The following is an 18,846-nucleotide window of genomic DNA, read 5'->3' on the forward strand; positions in this document are numbered from 1 at the left end:
TATTCGCTTTTTTTGTGCCTGTTATCTAGGTATAGCTTAGGTCTTTATAAAACCTCATTAGTTAGAGGCCTACCTTCACTTACTTCAAGCGCGTTAAATACGGTTGTGTTTGCTATTTCGGTAAGTGCTTCTTGCGTAAAAAATCCCTGATGCCCCGTTACTAATACGTTTTTAAAGCTCACTAAGCGCGAGAATATATCGTCTTGGTTTATTTCGTCGCTGTGGTTTTTAAAAAAAAGCTCCGATTCTTGCTCGTAAACGTCGAGTCCCAGGTAACCTAGCTTTTTAGTTTTAAGCGCGCTAATACACGCGTTACTATCAAGCAATGCACCGCGAGAAGTGTTAATGAGCATAACGCCGGTTTTCATTTTACTAAATGCTTCATCATCTATTAAATGATGAGTTTGCTCGTTCAGTGGGCAATGTAAAGAAATCACATCGCTTTGGCTAAGTAAGGTGTCTATATCGGTAATTGTATAATTGCCAGGTTGCGCGTATGGGTCGCACACTAATACTTTAGCGCCAAAGCCATTTAAAATGCTGCACAGCGCAAGGCCAATTTTACCGCAACCTACAATACCCACGGTTTTATTGTGCAAGTTAAAGCCTAGTAATCCGTTTAAATCAAAATTGTCTTCGCGTACGCGGTTATACGCTTTATGGGTTTTACGGCTAAGCGTGAGCATAAGTGCAATACAATGCTCGGCTACTGCTTCTGGGCTGTATGCTGGTACGCGTAATACTTTAATTTTATGTGCTTTTGCTGCAGGTAAATCAACGTTATTAAATCCTGCACAACGTAGCAAAATAGTATTTATGCCTTGGCTTGCCAGTTGTTCAATAACAGTGGCGTTTACAGTGTCGTTAACAAATACGCATATGGCATCAAACCCGCTTGCTAAAATAGCCGTTTGTTCGCTCAGGGCTTGCTCAAAATACGTTATTTTTATATTACTGTAATCGCGTGTACTTTGTTCAAAAAAAGGCAGTTCGTACTTTTGAGTACTAAAAAAAGCAATATTCATGGTAATAGCCTCGACGCTTAATAAGTATCAATACAATAAACTACTTTATAAACCTGTGCTTTAGTAACACGCATTTTATTGATTTAAATTAAGCCTTAGCTGGCGTAAACAAAGATATTTTTGATGCTACCTTTTTACCACCTCTTGCAGCGCTTAACTTTGCGGCTTGCAGTAAGTTACTTTCTATTACTTGTTTAAGTGTTTCGGGCTTAGTACGCGGTGCATAGCGAGCAACAAGTTGCCCTTGTGAATTAATTAAAAACTTAGTGAAATTCCATTTAATTGCGCGGTTTTGCGAAATACCCCGCGTATGCGACTTTAAATAATTAAACAACGGATGTGTTTCTGGCCCGTTTACCATTACCTTACCAAATACCTCAAACGAGATATTAAATTGATCTTGGTAAAAGTCTTTAATGGCTAAATTATCAAGCGGCTCATTTTGGCCAAACTGGTTACACGGAAACGCTAGCACAGTAAAACCATTGCTTTTGTATTGCTGGTAGAGCTTTTCGAGTGCGTTTAATTGCACCGAAAAATTACACTTACTCGCTGTATTAACAATAAGGACGGTTTTGCCCTGTAACTGGCTAAGAGGAAAATTTTCGCTGTTATAAAGTGGTGCATTAAATTGATAAATACTGTCCATAGGTTACCTACTTACCTTTCCCGTTAAGGAAATTTTATAAAGACTTTCATTCGCTTTTTTATCGACCGGTTGACATAATCGAGGTCTAGTTTCTAAGTTATCAGTTAAATAGGTCATTTTTATGTCAATGAAAGTCGCATTTATAGGTTTAGGCGTAATGGGTTACCCAATGGCGGGGCATTTAGCCAATAAAGGGCATAGCGTATGTGTATTTAATCGTACGCAATCAAAGGCGCAAAGTTGGGCTGAACAATACAAAGGAAGCGTTGCACACACCCCACGCGAAGCTGCTCAAGGCGCTGATATTGTATTTATGTGTGTTGGGAATGATGACGATTTACGCTCAGTAGTGTATGGCGACGACGGCGTGTTAGCGGGCATGTTACCGCACACTGTTTTGGTTGATCACACCACAACTTCTGCCGAAGTAGCACGTGAAGTGGCTGCAATAGCGGCTCTGCAAAATATCGACTTTATAGATGCGCCTGTATCGGGCGGACAAGCTGGCGCCGAAAACGGCGTATTAACGGTTATGGCGGGTGGTAGTGAAGCCGTATTTGCTAAAGTGCAGCCAGTTATGGCGGCGTTTAGTCGTTTTAGCCAATTACTAGGCGGCGTTGGCTCGGGACAACTTTGTAAAATGGTTAATCAAATTTGTATTGCTGGTGTAGTGCAAGGTTTAGCCGAAGGCTTACATTTTGCCAAGCAAGCTGGGCTTGATGGTGAAAAAGTTATAGAAACCATTTCTAAAGGTGCAGCCGGTTCGTGGCAAATGGAAAACCGCTACAAAACAATGTGGGCGGGTGAATATGAATTTGGTTTTGCCGTAGATTGGATGCGTAAAGATTTAGGCATTGCACTCGATGAAGCTAAAAACAACGGCGCTACTTTACCAATGACCGCAACGGTCGATCAATATTACGCCGACGTACAAGCACTCGGCGGTGGCAGATACGACACCTCAAGCTTACTAGCACGCATTGAAGCGCTGCATAAAAAATAACGCTGTAGACGCGAAGCTTGCTTGCGTGACGGGCAAAGCCCGTAAAAGTGACTTATTCACAAAGAGGTTTAGAGGCGCTGCGCTTTTAGAGGAAGTAATAGATCTAAAAAGTTATTGTTTTTATGTCTTCTCATTTACTCCTCATGCGCTTCTTTTGTGAATAGTGTTTATTTAAGTAATCAAAAGCGGTGCTTTTCACGTGAGCAAGCTCAACGTCTACCGCCAAAGTTTAACTGTGGGTTTAATTTGTAGACGCGAAGCTTGTTTGCGTGACGGGCAAAGCCCGTAAAGTAATTTATTCACAAAGAGGTTATGAGGCGCTGCGCTTTTAGAGGAAGTAATAGATCTAAAAGATTGTTGTTTTTATGTCTTTTCATTTACTCCTTATTCGCTTCTCTTTGTGAATAGAGTTTTATTTAAGCAATTAAAAGCTGCGCTTTTCACGTGAGCGATCTCTACGTTTACCCCAAAGTATAGTTTATTGTTGTTTCGTAGACGCGAAGCTTGCTTGCGTGACGGGCAAAGCCCGTAAAGTAATTTATTCACAAAGAGGTTTAGAGGCGCTGCGCTTTTAGAGGAAGTAATAGATCTAAAAAATTATTGTTTTTATGTCTTCTCATTTACTCCTCATGCGCTTCATTGTGAATAGAGTTTTATTTAAGTAATCAAAAGCGGTGCTTTTCACGTGAGCAAGCTCAACGTCTACCGCCAAAGTTTAACTGTGGGTTTAATTTGTAGACGCGAAGCTTGCTTGCGTGACGGGCAAAGCCCGTAAGATTTATTCACAATGAGGTTATGAGGCGCTGCGCTTTTAGAGGAAGTAATCGATCTAAAAAATTATTGTTTTTATGTCTTTTCATTTACTCCTCATTCGCTTCTTTTTGTGAATAGTGTTTTATTTAAGTAATTAAAAGCTACGCTTTTCACGTGAGCAAGCTCAACGTCTACCCCTAAAGTTTAACTGTGGGTTTAATTTGTAGACGCAAAGCCCGTAAAAGTGACTTACTTACAAAAGAGGTTTAGAGGCGCTGCGCTTTTAGAGGCTGTGATAGATATAAAAAATTATTGTTTTTATGTCTTCTCATTTATTCCTCTTGCTCTTCTCTTTGTGAATAGTGTTTTATTTAAGCAATTAAAAACTGCGCTTTTCACATGAGCAAGCTCAACGTTTACCCCAAAGTATAGATTTGTGGTTGTTTCGTAGACGCGAAGCTTGCTTGCGTGACGGGCAAAGCCCGTAAAGTGATTTATTCACAAAGAGGATATGAGGCGCTGCGCTTTTAGAAGAAGTAATAGATCTAAAAAAGATTGTTTTTTATGTCTTCTCATTTACTCCTCATTCGCTTCTCTTTGTGAAATAGCTTTTGCTTTGTTTGAAGTGGTACAGATATTTATAAACAAAAACGCGACGCTTTATTGCTAAAGCGTCGCGTTTTTAATGCGTTATACAAACAAAATTACATGCTTTGTGCGTAGTTATACAGTGCCTTTAAAATTGTAAGATTTTTTTCGCTGTCGTCATGTTCATGCGCTAGGTTTTCAAGGGTGATCATAAAATCTTGCGCATTAATCGACGGTTGATCTTCGCCGTGCATTAACTTGTTTTGGCAATACTGGCGCCATTGATCAAGCTCTTGCTGGTTTAGCGTTTCAGGCCAGTTACGGGCGCGGTATCTAAACAATAACGTATTAAACTTTTTATCTTCAAAGTCTAACTTCAACCCAGCTAATTCATCTGGTTTTGCATCACGAATAATCGCAAACTTAGCTTTATCAGCATGGCTTGTAAACCCATCGTAAAGTAAGTAGTCAACGTTAGTGGTTGCGCTGTAATCGCCTTGCTCGTTAAACACTTCGGTTACTTTATCGCGAAGGTCGGTATTGGCTTTTAAAATAGCTAAGTTAGCTAAGCACTGCTCGCGGTTAATCCCTAGGCGGGCGGCATTTTCAGGCAATAACGTTTTAGCTGGGGCTAAAATAGGGCACTTGTTTAAATGCACTAGTTTTAAGCCAACAGGTAAATCGTCCTCGGCTAAATCTACACGTTTGGTGTATAAACGTTTGCGTAATTCTTCTACGTTTAAATCAATGAGTACTTGTGGATTTTGGGTTAAATCAAAACAAATAACCGCGTTTTTATTTACCGGATGAAAGCTCATCGGTGCAACCCAGCTTGTACAGCCTTGTGTTGCAGGTATGCGCGACGTGGTATGCACCAGCGGCGTCATGTTAAAAACATCAACCAATTCAGCAAGGGCTTTTTTGCCACGCAAACCAAAAAAGAAGTTATACAGCTTTGGCTGTTTTTCTTTTATTAGCTTAGCCAGTGCAATAGTGGCGGTTACGTCGCTTAGTGCATCATGCGCTGCGGCGTGTTCAATACCATTAGCTACGGTTAAATGTTCTAACTTAAAGCTTGGGCTGCCGTCTTCTTTTAACGGCCATTCAATCCCTTCAGGGCGCAGCGCGTAACAAGCACGTACTAAATCAATAATATCCCATCGGCTATTGTTATTTTTATATTCACGCTCGTATGGGTCGTAAAAGTTACGGTAAAAGCTATAACGGCTTACTTCGTCATCAAACCGAATACTGTTATAACCGGCAACACAGGTGTTTGGTACACTAAATTCGGCATGAATTTTTGCTATAAACTCAGCTTCAACTAAGCCTTTTTTCATCGCTACTTGTGGCGTAATACCCGTAATTAAACACGCCTCAGGGTGAGGTAAGTAATCCGCTTGCGGCTTACAATATTCAATAAGTGGCTCGCCAATAATATTTAAATCAAGATCGGTACGAATACCCGCAAATTGGCTCGGCTTATCCTTTTGAGGGCTCGCCCCCCAAGTCTCGTAGTCGTGCCAATAGATTGTTGCTTGATTTTGCTCTTGATATGCCATGCTGAAAACCCTGAGTAGTTAACTTAAAAGCGCTTAAATACGCGCCAAGTTACTAAAATAATGAATTATTTAGATTATGGCATATGGGCGAGGGAGTTTATAGGTTTGGGTGATAAATGAGGTTACGTATATTCCTAGTCGAAAGTAATTTTTTTACAATTTTAATCTGAGGTAAGATATGAAGTAAGAATATTCAAAAAGATACTTAAGGAAGATTGCATCTTTTGAGGTTTAGAGCATGGTGAAAGTTGCGTGATCAAATATTTGTTTCAAGTAATGGTGAAGTTTAATTAAATTATGACTTATAAAACAACAATACAAATCCTTTTCTTACTTTTATTATCTAATAATGCATTAGCTAAATTGACTGTCGTCAAAGTAAATGGCTTTGACGTTGAATACGAGCTAGGTGGTAAAGGTAAACATACTATTTTACTCGAAACGGGTGGTTCTGCTGGTTTAAGTGATTGGGACCCGATTTTTGAATCACTTACCAAGCACGCTAAAGTTATACGGTATTCTCGTATTGGTAATGGCGGCTCTGCACAAATAAAGAAAAACTATAGCTCAGAAGAATATGCAGCTGAGGCTGCGTTATTACTCAAAACACTGAAAATAGAAGAGCCTGTTGTGTATGTTGCGCACTCTTATGGTGCTTATATTGCGCGTGTATTTGCTGCGACATACCCTAATCAGATTAAAGCGTTGATGTTAATTGAGCCTGCATCAGAACACGATGTAGATATTATGCGCGCGATTGATTTGCCACGCGCTGAAAAAGAAATTGCAGCAATAAAGCTCGACGATATAAAAAATGGAATGTCGAATCAGTATTTAGATTTTTGGGCAAAACGTCCACTGCCCGATTATCCACAAATTGCTGACATACCCGTGACAGTAATTGCCTCAGTTAAAAAGTATAAAAAGCCATCTGTATTATTTTTTACCGACAAAGCGCGTGAAATGTGGGGCGACTTACATTCAAAGTGGGCTAATGCATTTCCTCAAGGTGAAATAGTAATAACAAATAAGAGCTATCACTATCCGCAAAATGATGAGCCAGAAATGGTTGTAGCCCAAGTAGTTAAGTTGCTTGAACGTACTAAATAAGGTGTGGGTTTGGTTGCTGATTGTATAAATACCAATTGCCGTAAATTAGTAATTTGGCATTAGACTAAAGTCTATAGGTTAGATTTATTCACTTATTAGGTTTGTTTTAATCGTTTGTCGGTTTTGTGTTAATTCTCTAAAGTTCAGTTGTCGGCAACAAGTACGACTAACTTAACAGGACAATAATCATGAAACTTACTCTTATCAAAACTATCGCTCTTAGCTCACTACTTACATGTTCAGCTGCTGCAATGGCTGAGCAAAGTGATTACAAATTAATGGTTATTGAAACTGCAACAGCGCCACAGCCACTTGAGCAATCATTTAATAGCTGCGCACTGAATGTTAAGTCAAAAAATTACGCTGAAGCTGAAGCAATTTGTACTAAAGCAATCGCGCTTTTAAAAGACGCAGATGGTCCTAAATTTAAAGTACGCCAACTTACATCGTTTGCATTAAGCAACCGTGGTGTTGCACGTTTAAAAGCGAATAACGACACTGCTGGCCTTGCTGATTTATACGAAGCAAATGAAATGTCTAAAAGTGCAATGGTATCGCATAACTTAACTCGCGCTAAAGAAGACTTCTCTTTGATAAGCGCTTTATAAAATACTTAAAAAAGTATGATATAAAATAGCGAGAGTAAAAAAGCCCATGTTAGGTTAATTCCTAACATGGGCTTTTTTGTTTTATTTAACGCGTGAGTTAATACTTTGAAAGACGTTAATTGAGTAGGGTGTGTATTTATAATTAATATTTTGGGTATGCTTGTTTAGGCTACACGAATATAATACGAGATAACCGTATAAAAAATAATAACCTTTCTGCTTTGCTTATTATGAGCAAGGCATCATTAAATAAATATTGAGATTTAAACCATGGCACCAGGAACCAGCCTAAGCGTACTTGAAATAAGTGCGATATTTTTATCAATTACCGCGTTACTCACCTATGTAAACCATCGCTTTATTGGCTTGCCAACAACCATTGGCGTTATGGTTATTTCGATGCTTTTATCTATCGGCGCTATATTTTTGGGCTTTTTAGGGTTTGATGATCTTATAGATTACGAAGTGAGCTTACTCGATCAGTTAGATTTTACTGAAGTTTTGCTCGATGGCATGCTCTCTATGCTGCTGTTTGCTGGGGCGCTACATGTAAATGTTAGCGATTTAAGGCGCTATAAGTTGCCAATAGGTATTTTGGCCTGTGTTGGTACGTTGCTATCAACTGTTATTATTGCTGGTGCGCTTTATTTAGTGCTTCCTTTGCTTGGTTTTGATTTAGCATTTATTTGGTGTTTACTGTTTGGCGCATTAATTTCGCCAACCGATCCGATTGCGGTAATGGGAATTTTACAATCTGCGGGGGCGCCTAAAAGTATTGAAACCGTGATTGCAGGTGAATCGTTGTTTAACGATGGTATAGGCGTGGTTATTTTTGTGCTTTTATTGGGTGTTTTATCAAGTGGTGATATTCCTACAACTTATTATGTAGCACACACGCTGGCGGTTGAAGCCGGTGGCGGTATTGTTTTTGGTTTGGTATTAGGTGGTATTTTATATTACTTACTTAAAAGTATTGATAGTTACCAAGAAGAAGTACTACTTACTTTAGCGGGCGTTATTGGTGGTTATGCACTTGCAAGCCATTGGCATTTGTCAGGCCCACTTGCAATGGTAATGATGGGGTTAATGGTGGGCAATCATGGTCGTAGTATGGCTATGAGCGACAAGACACGCCATTACGTTGATTTATTTTGGGAACTGATTGACGAAATTTTAAATGCCATTTTATTTGTACTCATAGGGCTAGAAGTCGTCATGATTGCATTTTCGAGTAATTTGTTTATTGCTGGTGGCTTAACTATTTTTATCGCGTTACTCGCACGTTTAATTGTTGTGGGTATAACAACCACTACATTTAATAAGCAATTAGAGTTGCCATCTGGTGCGTGGAAAGTTTTAACCTGGGGTGGCTTGCGTGGTGGTATTTCGGTTGCACTGGTATTGCAACTACCTGATGGGAACGAGCGCGATATTTTGTTGGCTCTGACTTATGCGGTTGTGGTGTTTTCTATTTTAATTCAGGGTTTGAGCATTGGTAAAGTAGCCAAAACTATCCGTTAAATATAATTCTTTTAAAAAGCGTGTGAAATAGCTGTATTTCACACGCTTTTTATTTTTTTATAAAACAAAAGGGGAGTTAAAACGTAAAGCTGAGCTGCACACCGCTGTAAATATGTTCTTGTGCTTCCCAGTAGTCGCCATCTATTTGGCGTGCTCGGGTAAATACTTCTATTTTAAATGGCTTAAAGTGATAACCCGCACCTATACCTGCGTAGCCGTCTATGTCGTTGTTCGATTTTTCTATTTGGTAGGTGTTATCGCCTCTATCGTTTTTAAAGGCGAGTTCGAACAGATCTAAGCCAAGCTCGGCGTATATAAAAAAGTCATTAAAATAACCAAGCTTCATGCCATTGTCCCACGTTATAAATTCTTCTTGCTCGCCTTGTTTATTATCGATTACTGCCGCGCCAATTGCGCTTGTAAAAACAACACCAAAGTTACTGTAATTTTGCTTAACCATCATTTCTACACCTGCAGATGTAATGCTGCTATCGCCATTAAATTCTGATTTTATAAACATACCGGTGTTAGGCATGTCATTACCGAGCAAAAGCCTTGCGTTAGCATTTTGGCTAAATGATAAAAGCGTGCTTAATAAAACAAAAAGAGGAAGTATGTGTTTCAAAAAAGTTAACCCATTAATGATGAAAAGTTACCAGAGCTGTAATTATAAATACATAACTTAGTATTGCATGTAATTAAATGTATAAATTTGTTTAATAGTTACTCAGCTATGCCAAAGTAAGGTGTTTAAAATAAAACCAACTAAAAAAAGGCATAAATAATTATATACATTTTAAAACGTAAAGTAGCGATTTTAGGCACGATTATTGGTTCGTAACTTATTTAAATATATAGAAAAAATTCAAGCGTATTAGACTAAGGTCTATAGGTTAATTTTCTTCACTTATTAGGTTTGTTTTAATCGTTTGTCGGGGTTGTGTTAATTCTCTAAAGTTCAGTTGTCGGCAACAAGTACGACTTAACTTACAGGAAATTAATCATGAAATTTACACTTATCAAAACTATCGCTCTTAGCTCACTATTAACATGTTCAGCTGCTGCAATGGCTGATCAAAGTGATTACAAATTAATGGTTATTGAAACTGCAACAGCGCCACAGCCACTTGAGCAATCATTTAATAGCTGCGCACTAAATGTTAAGTCAAAAAATTACGCTGAGGCGGAAGCAATTTGTACTAAAGCAATCGCACTTTTAAAAGACGCAGATGGCCCTAAATTTAAAGTACGCCAACTTACGTCATTTGCATTAAGCAACCGTGGTGTTGCACGTTTAAAAGCGCATAACGATACAGCTGCACTTGCTGATTTATACGAGGCATCAAAATTGTCTAACAGCTCAATGGTATCGCACAACTTAACTCGCGCTAAAGAAGAATTATCGTTATAAAAAACCTTTATAACGTGTTTTATAAAGCGCTTTATAACGTGTTTTATAAAGCGCTTACTAAAGCATGATATAAAATAGCGAGAGTAAAAAAGCCGATGTTGGGTTAAACCTCAATATCGGCTTTTTCGTGCTTATTAACTTTGTATTGTGTTATACCAACCCGCAATAATACTTAATCATTTTGCGGGGCTAAACGTGTCGCTACCTGCGTTAAAAAATTCTCATTTAGAACAACCAAATAGCGAATTTTTTGCCTAGCTATCAACACGTTTTTTCATCCTCAAAATAGATCACTTAATTAAGCGAATTGGTATTATTAAAAAATAATAAAACTGTATTCTGTTATTTATTATTTAGTGATTTTTATGGTTTTTAACTTATTGTAATTTCTGGGTATTTTTGTTGGTGTTAGACTAAAGTCTATAGTTTAGATTTATTCACTTATTAGGTTTGTTTTTATCGTTTGTGGTAATTGAGCTAACACTCTAAAGTTAAGTTGTCGGCAACAAGTACGACTTAACTAATTAGGAATATAATCATGAAATTTACACTTTTAAAAACCATCGCTCTTGGCTCATTATTAACTTGCTCAGCTGCTGCAATGGCTAATCAAGGTGATTATAAATTAATGGTTATTGAAGACTCTGTAACTGCAGCACCCGCATTTGAAAAGTCATTTAATAGCTGTGCTTTAAATGTTGAAGCAAGAAACTACGAAGAAGCAGAAGCTATTTGTACACAAGCAATTGCATTGCTTAAGCAAAGCCATGGTCCGCGTTTAAAAGTACGTGAACTTACATCGTTTGCATTAAGTAACCGTGGTGTAGCACGTATTAAGGCTCAAAAAGACACTGCTGGTATTTCTGATTTATATGAAGCAGTTCAAATTTCTAAAAACTCACTTGTAACACATAACTTAACTCGCGCTAAAAAAGAGTTATCTTTATAAGAATGCTTGTATAAAGCGCTTATAATTTAGCGAGAGTATAAAAGCCCATATTAGGTAGCACCTAATATGGGCTTTTTTGTATGTTTGAATAACCGTAGTTACCTATAAACACACTTCTTTTAATAAAACAGTTTTACTGAATAATAGTGTTTTTAAAGGTGATTTTTAGAGTCCTACGTTACTAATTTATATTGGTAAGTACTTGTTACCTAAAACATAGATCTATAAATATAGAAACATAGGTAAAAATATAGTTTTTTAGCATGATTCAACTGTGCAGTAAAACGGGATTGTTTTATTTAAGCTGTTGTTTTTAATTGATAATAAAACCTAATGTCTTTGACTTTAGTCTGTTTTTATTTAAAAATCGAAGTAATATATATTTTATAGCATTGACGCCACGTGGATGCTAATCACTGTTTTGTGATGAATAGCTAGATATAACTTTTGTTTTATTTTTAGTCCCACCTCAATATTACTAAAAATTAAACAGGGAATAGAGTAGTTATTAACTTGCGCAATAAAAATAAAAAGCGCAAATAAAGGGATTTAAAAATGCAATTTAAACTAAAAAAAATAGCTGCCTTGTTATTCGGGGTAGGTATTAGCGTTTCTGTATTTGCCGAAGATATAGAGCTATACGTAAACCATAATGTTGAAACCGACGAAAACCCTCGTGTACTTATTATTTTTGATACTTCAGGAAGTATGGGAACATACATTGATTATCCAAATGAGACACGTTTAACTGCTGCAAAAGGCGCTATGAAGCAATTAGTAACTGATAACGCGACTATTGACTTTGGGTTAATGCGTTTCAATTATTACTCTGGCGGGTATGTAATGGCTGGCTTAGGGGCTGAGCACTCCTCTGTAAAAACTCAAATACAAAACTTGCCAGCTAATGGTAATACGCCCGTTACAGAAACTTTATGGGAAGCTTACTTATACTTAACAGGTCAAAAAGTTCATTATGGGTATAGCTCAACTATTTATAACCGCGATTACAAGCGTGACTTAAGTGCTGAAACTGCCACTTCTTATAGCCAGAGTAATTCTTCTTATATCTCTCCTTTTAAACAAGTAATAGGTTCTGATGAGCGTTGTGATAACTCTATTAATTTGATTTTAATGACAGATGGCGACCCAGTCAGTGATAACGAAAGCGATAGTTCTATAAAGACTCTATACAAATCTACTTTTGACTCAAACCCATCTAAAACAAGTGGTAGTTATTTAGCCGCTTTAGCTCAAATAATACACGGTACAAGAGATGTTGAAGTTGACTTGTACGAGACTACGCCAGAGGTTGCCGATACGGGGCGAGTTTTTACTATCGGTTTTGGTAGTGGCATGAGCACAAATGGTAAAAAGTTATTAGAAAAAACCGCTTTATTGGGCGGCGGCGAGTACTTACATGCAGACACATCAACTGAACTTTCTGAAGCGCTTAATAATACAATATCGAAAATACGCGAAGTTAACGATAGTTTTTCATCACCTACGGTAGCAAGTAATAATGTTGACCAAACACGTAGCCGAGAGTCAATTTACTTTGCGATGTTTTACCCAGAAACAGGCGCACGTTGGAGCGGGAATTTAAAAAAGCTAAAAGTGTCAGGCGCAAATATAGTCGATTCAACTGATCAAATAGCCCTTGATGAAAATGGGTTAATTGATGAGAAAGCGCGAACTTTTTGGCTGCCAACTAATAAGCCTGCAGATGGGAATTTAGTAGCCCAGGGTGGCGTAAATTTACTTTTATCAACTTTAGACCCTGACAGCCGTAAAATTTACATAGATAAAACGGGCAGTATTATTGATTTTACTTTTGATAAAGTACAAACCATTTTAAATTTAGCGACAGGTACAGTTACCGATCTTGCCCCTGATTTGATTCCTAATATCGGGCTAACTTTACAGGAGAGTGATATTAGCTGGGCACGAGGGGTTGATGTTGACAATGAAGATGGTGATAACTCATCAGTAGATCAGCGAATCAATATTTTTGGCGACCCTTTGCATTCAAAGCCGGTATCTATAGATTACGGCGATGGAAGTATTCACATACTTGTTGGTACTAATGCCGGCTTTTTACATATGTTTGAAGACAAAGGCGATACTGTTGAAGAAAAGTGGGCTTTTACACCTGCTGCCTTATTAAAAAACATTCCTGCTTTGCGTAGTAATCTTGCAAATACAAAAGTGTATGGCATGGATGGGCCTATAAGTGTGTTCTTTAATAATAAAGGCTCAAATAGCGAAGGGTTAAACGATGGTGTTATTAGAGCAAGTGATGGTGATGAAGTGTGGGCATTTGCAGGTATGCGCAGAGGCGGTAATAATTACTACGCGCTTGATATAAGTGACCCAAAAAAACCTAAAAAATTATGGAATAAGCCTATTGTTGGTGGCTCAGAAGAATTTAAATATTTAGCGCAAACATGGTCTAAACCTCAAATTGCATACATTAAAGCCTTTGGTGAGGATCCATTGCTAATATTTGGCGCAGGCTACGATACAAACAAAGATAATGCGATTAGAACAACAGATGAAACCGGACTAGGTATCTACATTGTTAATGCTAAAACTGGCGAAAAGGTATGGGCGCTGACTCCAGATGAACATGGTTTTACCGGAGAGCACAGTATTGCAGCGGATGTAACTACGCTTGACTCAGATTACGACGGGTATATCGACCGAATTTATGCAACAGATACTGGCGGTAATATTTGGCGAGTAGATATTCCTAGTGAAGATGAAGGTGATATTACCCATTTTAAACTTGCAGAGCTTGGCAGTACATTAGCGTCGCAAGACAGACGTTTTTTTTACAAACCATTAGTTGCTAGAACGCTGTTTAGTAAAGTTACTAAAACCAATTATGGTGGTGAAATGATCACCACCCGTTTAGATACCCCGTACGACGCAATAGTTATAGGTAGCGGAAATCGTTCAAACCCACTTGCTACTAATGAGCAAGATCAGTTGTATATGATCCGTGATGAAAACACCCTAACAAAAATATTTACTGAATTTCCAGCCCCAATAGTGCCAGATGATTTAATGAAAATGAATGAAGACCCATTTGGTAACGCACTTGATGACGTTGATAAATTTGTTAATCTTGAAGTTAAGTTAGCCGAATTTAAAGGGTGGCGATACGAATTAGGGACGGGTGAAAAGTCTCTTGCTGCAGCAACAGTCGTTGGTGGGGTTGCGTACTTTACTTCCTTTACGCCTGCATCTTCATCATCAACGCAAAACCAATGTTCGTTAACGGGTGGCGGTGGTTCGCTTTATGCCTTTCATTTGCATTATGGAACGAAGGTTTATGACGATGTGAAATTTGCAACAAGTAATGATGTACCAGATACACCGAAACTATTTTTTGGGGAAGGCCCGTCGTGTGCAGATAATGATGCGGATGGTAAGTGCGATTGGGATGATGCAACGGATGTAACGCAAGTTAGTCAGTTTTATTTAATAGGCCCTGGGGTTAAAGGTTCTGATAAGCCGATAAAAGCTATTGAAATACTTGGGCCAAATTTAAATGTTGAAGGTGGAAAAGTTAAGCTAGTAAATGGCGCTGAACCAATTGGTTTTGGCTTTAAAACCCAACAAACATATATTTATAAACGCGAAGAAAACGATACTTAGGCACTTTAAAAAACACAATGCAATAAACATAAGCCACCTTAGTTAGATGGCTTTTCAATTTTAAGAGCAAATCAAAAATGCTAATGGTTTGCTTATATAATTGGTTTAGAGTTTTCGAAGGGCTCTAAACCAACCCATGTATAATACACATTCATTTACAAAATACTGCCTATCACTCAAGCCCTTTAGATTGGGTGCCTGTAGTCCATATTGGTTAATAATAGCTGGCATTTGTTATATTTAATTAACAAATGTAAGAGCTAAATATAACATGCTGTGTCACTATATAGGTACAGGGCATGTTAACTTGTTGCCATCCCCCCATAAAAATTCAATAAATTTCTGTTGTTTAAATTTATACCAACCTGCATAAATCTTTGAGTAATTTAACAAATTAAATTGCACTATAACGTCGTTAAAATTTTATTTAGAACAACTAGATACAAAAATTTTTGCCTCGTTCTAGCATAATTTTCTTAACGTTAACTAGATCCCATATATAAGCAGATTGGCATTACTTATTTTGTATTAAAGTAACTTATAACAATATGATTTTTAATAATAATTAAAGTGCAAAAAAGGAAGTCTTTGTATGTTTTTTAAAAAAAGTCAGTTAGCTATTTCATTAGCGTTTACGCTAGGCCTTGTTGGATGTGGAGGCGGTGATAAAGCGGCCGTTGTAGAGCCAGTTGTAGCTAAGCCAGATCCCGTGAAAGTAGAGCCCGTAGAAGTTAACACTATCTCTCTTACTGGAAAGGTTATTGATGGTTATGTATCTGGTGCAATAGTATGGCTGGATATTGATGGCGATGGTACTTTTGACGAGCAATCAGAACCTTCTGTAGTCTCTGAAGAATCGGGTAATTATAGTTTTAATTTTACAGAAGAGCAGGCGCTGTGTGTGCCGTATTCAACTATGTACGTTGATGTACCGGTTGGCGCAATTGACGAGGACTTAGGCGAGGTAACACAAGCGTATCAAATGTCATTTCCACCCTCAATTGAGGCTTTGACTGATGAAGATATTCGAAATATATCACCTTTAACAACCGTTATTTGGGAGCAGTTGAGCCTTCAATTCCAAAAAAGTGGTAACAATAATTTAAGTTGTGATGCACTTAAAGAAAATACTGAGCTACTTGCAAACCTTCAAAGCGAAATAACAAATGTTATGCAAAACTTGGTTGCGCATTATAATTTGTCGACAGAGCAAATTTACTCAGATTTTATCGCTACTAACGACAGCGACGCTTACGACAGAGCACAAGCAATTGTTAAGGGACTAAAAGCGGCCTATAAATTCAAGCAAGAGCTAGATGCTCAGTATCCTGATGCAGAAGAAGTAAGAGCAGTGATTTATCAAGACACAGCAAAAGATGCAGAGTATGGGTTTGAAAATGCATGGTACCGCGACAAAGTTATTTTTGCAGGCGCTGAACTTATTTATGAGCAAGTAAAGCTTCAAAATACAGACGAACTCGACAAAATTGACGTTATTTTGTCTCGATTGGATTCAATAGATACGCCTTGGGGCGAAGAATCGTTAAATGGAAAATTAACAGTTAGAGACGATGTTTACATTAACGCCGATCGTACTTACCGATGCTCTAGCATTGAGAACGTTAGTTTTGAGCAAAGCAATGTGCTTTATGGCGTTACTAATACTAGCCCATCGGTTAACTTTCCAACAGCGGATGAATGCGTTAGTTCTAATTTAGATACACCGTTCGAGCGAGGTTTTAGCATTAGCTATACTGAGTCAGGATCGTTTTACCAAACTGACTTTGCCTTTAGAGAGGAAAATGCCGACTTTCAAACATTATCTGATTGGGTAAATGTTAAAGACAAAGCTGCTGATTTAGACACTCAAGATTTAGTTACCGTACTCGCTGCTATGCCTTATAAGTTTGATGACGAAACATCTATTGATGCTAGCTTTTGGCGTAAATACAAAACCACAGACAACGTACGTATTATTAAAACAATTGAAGGGAAATGGTTTAGAGATACCCGCCGAGAAGATGGAACAACGCTGTATGAATGCGGTGAAAACGGTGTTGATTGGGGGCCATGCGAATAATGTAAAAAGCACTTTAATTAATATTAGCTTAGTGCCAGTCAGTTAATAACTGACTGGCACTTTTTGTTTGAAAAAGCTTACTTTTATGTGCGGTTATAACTGTATACCTGATGAACTTTATTTTTAATCTGTTTTTTACTCGGGTTTACTGTAAAATTACTGGGTTAACATTTGTTAAGCAATGCTTACAATTGTTATTGCTCATTAAGTATTTAAACTAATTTAAGTAGAGCTTATGATTTTTTATATTATAGGGTTAAGTTTACTTGTTATTATTTTATGCGTTGCACTTTATGTAATTTACAGCAACGTACATAAAAGTCGGGTAAGAAAATCCAAAGAATACAACGTACTGTTTGATAAAGACACGATAGTTGATGAACTAATCACTCAACTAACAGAAAAAAATCAAACACAAGAAAACCAAGATAAAACAGCTAAAGGTAAAGAAGAAATCCTTGCAACATTTGTTGAGTTACATCGCTCTGGTAGCTTTTGCGCACATTTGAGTGAACAGGAAATTATTTACTTTGTTAAAAAGAAATTAAACATGGAGAGTAATAAAAATGGATAGCGAAAAAGCAGTCCCAGCAGTAAAAAGTGACTCATTTATGAGTCGATTTGGTCGTCGTAATGTAATTATAGTGTCATCAATTGTTGTTGTATTGGTCGTGATAGCAACCCTTACATCGCAAGTTGTTTCATGGAATGAAGCAGATGAGCGTTTAGTACATCAATCGGCTTTTACAGGTAACTTAACCGTAATAAATCAAGCAGGCCCTTACTTAAAAGCATTTGGTAGTACATCCGCTTATAAAAAAGTAATTTCGATTAACTTTACGGGCGATGCTGGTGCAACAGCAAGCGCAATTGTGCCGTTAATTCCGATTCGATTTTTAGATACCACAACAGGTGGCGCACGAGGTGTCTCTCGTTTTAGATTGCCAGGCAATGTACCTGCAGCAGAGTCGGGTGCTCTACGTGGTTTACTTAAAATACACGAAGAGTTTGGTTCACAAGAAACATTAATATCTAATTTATTAATGCGTGCAACCACCGAAAATGTAAAAGCGTCGGCGCGAATGATGTCGGTAGAGCAACATTACTCTGGTGGTAATGGTCAATTAAGCCAAGATTTTGCTGATCAATTAACCAACGGTATTTTTGTTACTGAACAAATTATTAGTACGGGTGAGCGCGATAAATCTGACGACTTAGGTAATTTAAGTAAACAGCAACGTGTCACTATTAATATTAAAATGGATGATGAGGGTAATACACTGCGTAACGCACCTATTTTAGGCGCTTACGGTATTACAGTAGTTGATGCCAGCATTATTGATATTGACTACGAAAGCAAAGTAAATGCTCGCCTTGAAGCTCAAAAGCAGGCTGCTGCTGATGAAGCGCTAGCGCGTCAAAACCTTAAAAAAGCAGAGCAACAAGCGCGTACCGAAGTGGCTTTAGGTGAACAAGCAATTGCTAAGCAACGTGCTGAATCTGAAAAGCTAAAAATAAAAGAGCAAATTGATGCTGAACGAATTAAGGCAAATGCCATTATTTCTGCACAGCAACGAGTGGCTGTAAAAGCGGAGCTTGCAAAAGAACAAGAAGAGATTTTAAAGCAACAACGTTTAGAAGCATTAGGTATGGACGTTTTAGCTGAGGCTCGTTTAAGAGCTAAGTCTGCTGCACTTGATCCAAAGTATGTATTTGATGAAACACTAAAAGCAGAAGTTAAAATTCAAACCGCTTTATTTACAAGCTTAGGTAATAGCCGTTTAGTGCCTGAAATTGTAATAGGCGCAGGCCAAGGCGAGCAAAGTAATGGCTCTGAATTTATGCGTTTATTAGCCGCCGATGCTGCATTAAGTCTTAAAAAGCGTTTAGAAAAAGAGAAAAAATAAACGATTAGTTAAGTATTGCA

General features: G+C 37.8%; 14 protein-coding genes. 10 read left to right on the plus strand and 4 right to left on the minus strand.

The features are described 5' to 3' along the window. Window positions 1–44: 44 nt before the first annotated feature. Together H5118_RS09175 and H5118_RS09180 are read right to left on the minus strand one after the other, a co-directional pair. Entirely contained in the window at window positions 45–1,025 is a 981-nt protein-coding gene (locus H5118_RS09175) for a 2-hydroxyacid dehydrogenase (protein ID WP_182748600.1), read from the minus strand. 88 nt (window positions 1,026–1,113) lie between these two features. Beyond that, window positions 1,114–1,674: a glutathione peroxidase gene (locus H5118_RS09180; RefSeq protein ID WP_024605886.1), complete on the minus strand. Its 561-nt coding sequence runs from the start codon at window positions 1,672–1,674 to the stop codon at window positions 1,114–1,116. A 121-nt stretch (window positions 1,675–1,795) separates the two neighbouring features. Between H5118_RS09180 and H5118_RS09185 the strand changes: the two genes are divergently transcribed. Continuing rightward, window positions 1,796–2,677, plus strand: coding sequence for an NAD(P)-dependent oxidoreductase (locus tag H5118_RS09185; RefSeq protein WP_182748602.1), 882 nt, complete (start codon window positions 1,796–1,798; stop codon window positions 2,675–2,677). 1,457 nt (window positions 2,678–4,134) lie between these two features. Here the strand turns inward: H5118_RS09185 and sbcB are convergent. Further along, complete coding sequence (gene sbcB, locus H5118_RS09190; protein WP_182748604.1) at window positions 4,135–5,580, minus strand: exodeoxyribonuclease I; 1,446 nt, start codon at window positions 5,578–5,580, stop codon at window positions 4,135–4,137. A gap of 297 nt (window positions 5,581–5,877) precedes the next feature. Here sbcB and H5118_RS09195 point away from each other — a divergent pair, with 297 nt between their 5' ends. The 3 genes from H5118_RS09195 (at window position 5,878) to H5118_RS09205 (ending at window position 8,819) form a co-directional block, all read left to right on the plus strand. After that, window positions 5,878–6,690: an alpha/beta fold hydrolase gene (locus H5118_RS09195; RefSeq protein WP_182748606.1), complete on the plus strand. Its 813-nt coding sequence runs from the start codon at window positions 5,878–5,880 to the stop codon at window positions 6,688–6,690. Between the two features lie 188 nt (window positions 6,691–6,878). After that, window positions 6,879–7,298 (plus strand): hypothetical protein, encoded by a 420-nt coding sequence (locus H5118_RS09200; RefSeq protein ID WP_182748608.1) that lies wholly within the window; start codon window positions 6,879–6,881, stop codon window positions 7,296–7,298. A 270-nt stretch (window positions 7,299–7,568) separates the two neighbouring features. Next, window positions 7,569–8,819 carry a sodium:proton antiporter gene (locus H5118_RS09205; RefSeq protein WP_182748609.1) on the plus strand — a complete coding sequence of 417 codons (1,251 nt, stop codon included), beginning with the start codon at window positions 7,569–7,571 and terminating at the stop codon, window positions 8,817–8,819. Window positions 8,820–8,895: 76 nt separating this feature from the next. Here the strand turns inward: H5118_RS09205 and H5118_RS09210 are convergent, their stop codons facing one another. Next, a complete protein-coding gene (locus tag H5118_RS09210; RefSeq protein WP_039488156.1) occupies window positions 8,896–9,444 on the minus strand; it encodes a hypothetical protein in 549 nt (182 codons plus the stop codon). 378 nt (window positions 9,445–9,822) lie between these two features. Between H5118_RS09210 and H5118_RS09215 the strand changes: the two genes are divergently transcribed. The 6 genes from H5118_RS09215 to H5118_RS09240 all read left to right on the plus strand — a co-directional run bounded on the left by H5118_RS09215 (window position 9,823) and on the right by H5118_RS09240 (window position 18,826). Further along, window positions 9,823–10,230, plus strand: coding sequence for a hypothetical protein (locus tag H5118_RS09215; RefSeq protein ID WP_002963253.1), 408 nt, complete (start codon window positions 9,823–9,825; stop codon window positions 10,228–10,230). Window positions 10,231–10,768: 538 nt separating this feature from the next. Further along, a complete protein-coding gene (locus tag H5118_RS09220) occupies window positions 10,769–11,179 on the plus strand; it encodes a hypothetical protein (RefSeq protein ID WP_004336087.1) in 411 nt (136 codons plus the stop codon). 555 nt (window positions 11,180–11,734) lie between these two features. Next, window positions 11,735–14,839 (plus strand): pilus assembly protein, encoded by a 3,105-nt coding sequence (locus H5118_RS09225; RefSeq protein ID WP_182748611.1) that lies wholly within the window; start codon window positions 11,735–11,737, stop codon window positions 14,837–14,839. A 592-nt stretch (window positions 14,840–15,431) separates the two neighbouring features. Next, a complete protein-coding gene (locus H5118_RS09230; protein WP_182748613.1) occupies window positions 15,432–16,919 on the plus strand; it encodes a hypothetical protein in 1,488 nt (495 codons plus the stop codon). A gap of 235 nt (window positions 16,920–17,154) precedes the next feature. Beyond that, on the plus strand, window positions 17,155–17,493 hold the full coding sequence (locus tag H5118_RS09235) for a hypothetical protein (protein ID WP_024595217.1): 339 nt from the start codon (window positions 17,155–17,157) through the stop codon (window positions 17,491–17,493). Further along, window positions 17,486–18,826, plus strand: coding sequence for an SPFH domain-containing protein (locus H5118_RS09240; RefSeq protein ID WP_002961828.1), 1,341 nt, complete (start codon window positions 17,486–17,488; stop codon window positions 18,824–18,826). Before H5118_RS09235 ends, H5118_RS09240 begins: the two co-directional genes overlap by 8 nt. Window positions 18,827–18,846 lie beyond the last annotated feature (20 nt).

The sequence above is a fragment of the Pseudoalteromonas sp. SR41-1 genome (assembly GCF_014164015.1).
Lineage (GTDB): Bacteria > Pseudomonadota > Gammaproteobacteria > Enterobacterales > Alteromonadaceae > Pseudoalteromonas > Pseudoalteromonas distincta.

Excerpts from the sequence above, each read along its gene's own strand:
- H5118_RS09235 (WP_024595217.1), top strand. The coding sequence starts at position 17,155 with ATGATTTTTTATATTATAGGGTTAAGTTTACTTGTTATTATTTTATGC.
- H5118_RS09180 (WP_024605886.1), bottom strand. The coding sequence starts at position 1,674 with ATGGACAGTATTTATCAATTTAATGCACCACTTTATAACAGCGAAAAT.
- H5118_RS09175 (WP_182748600.1), bottom strand. The coding sequence starts at position 1,025 with ATGAATATTGCTTTTTTTAGTACTCAAAAGTACGAACTGCCTTTTTTT.
- H5118_RS09220 (WP_004336087.1), top strand. The coding sequence starts at position 10,769 with ATGAAATTTACACTTTTAAAAACCATCGCTCTTGGCTCATTATTAACT.
- H5118_RS09240 (WP_002961828.1), top strand. The coding sequence starts at position 17,486 with ATGGATAGCGAAAAAGCAGTCCCAGCAGTAAAAAGTGACTCATTTATG.
- H5118_RS09225 (WP_182748611.1), top strand. The coding sequence starts at position 11,735 with ATGCAATTTAAACTAAAAAAAATAGCTGCCTTGTTATTCGGGGTAGGT.
- H5118_RS09195 (WP_182748606.1), top strand. The coding sequence starts at position 5,878 with ATGACTTATAAAACAACAATACAAATCCTTTTCTTACTTTTATTATCT.
- sbcB (WP_182748604.1), bottom strand. The coding sequence starts at position 5,580 with ATGGCATATCAAGAGCAAAATCAAGCAACAATCTATTGGCACGACTAC.
- H5118_RS09185 (WP_182748602.1), top strand. The coding sequence starts at position 1,796 with ATGTCAATGAAAGTCGCATTTATAGGTTTAGGCGTAATGGGTTACCCA.
- H5118_RS09200 (WP_182748608.1), top strand. The coding sequence starts at position 6,879 with ATGAAACTTACTCTTATCAAAACTATCGCTCTTAGCTCACTACTTACA.
- H5118_RS09205 (WP_182748609.1), top strand. The coding sequence starts at position 7,569 with ATGGCACCAGGAACCAGCCTAAGCGTACTTGAAATAAGTGCGATATTT.
- H5118_RS09215 (WP_002963253.1), top strand. The coding sequence starts at position 9,823 with ATGAAATTTACACTTATCAAAACTATCGCTCTTAGCTCACTATTAACA.
- H5118_RS09230 (WP_182748613.1), top strand. The coding sequence starts at position 15,432 with ATGTTTTTTAAAAAAAGTCAGTTAGCTATTTCATTAGCGTTTACGCTA.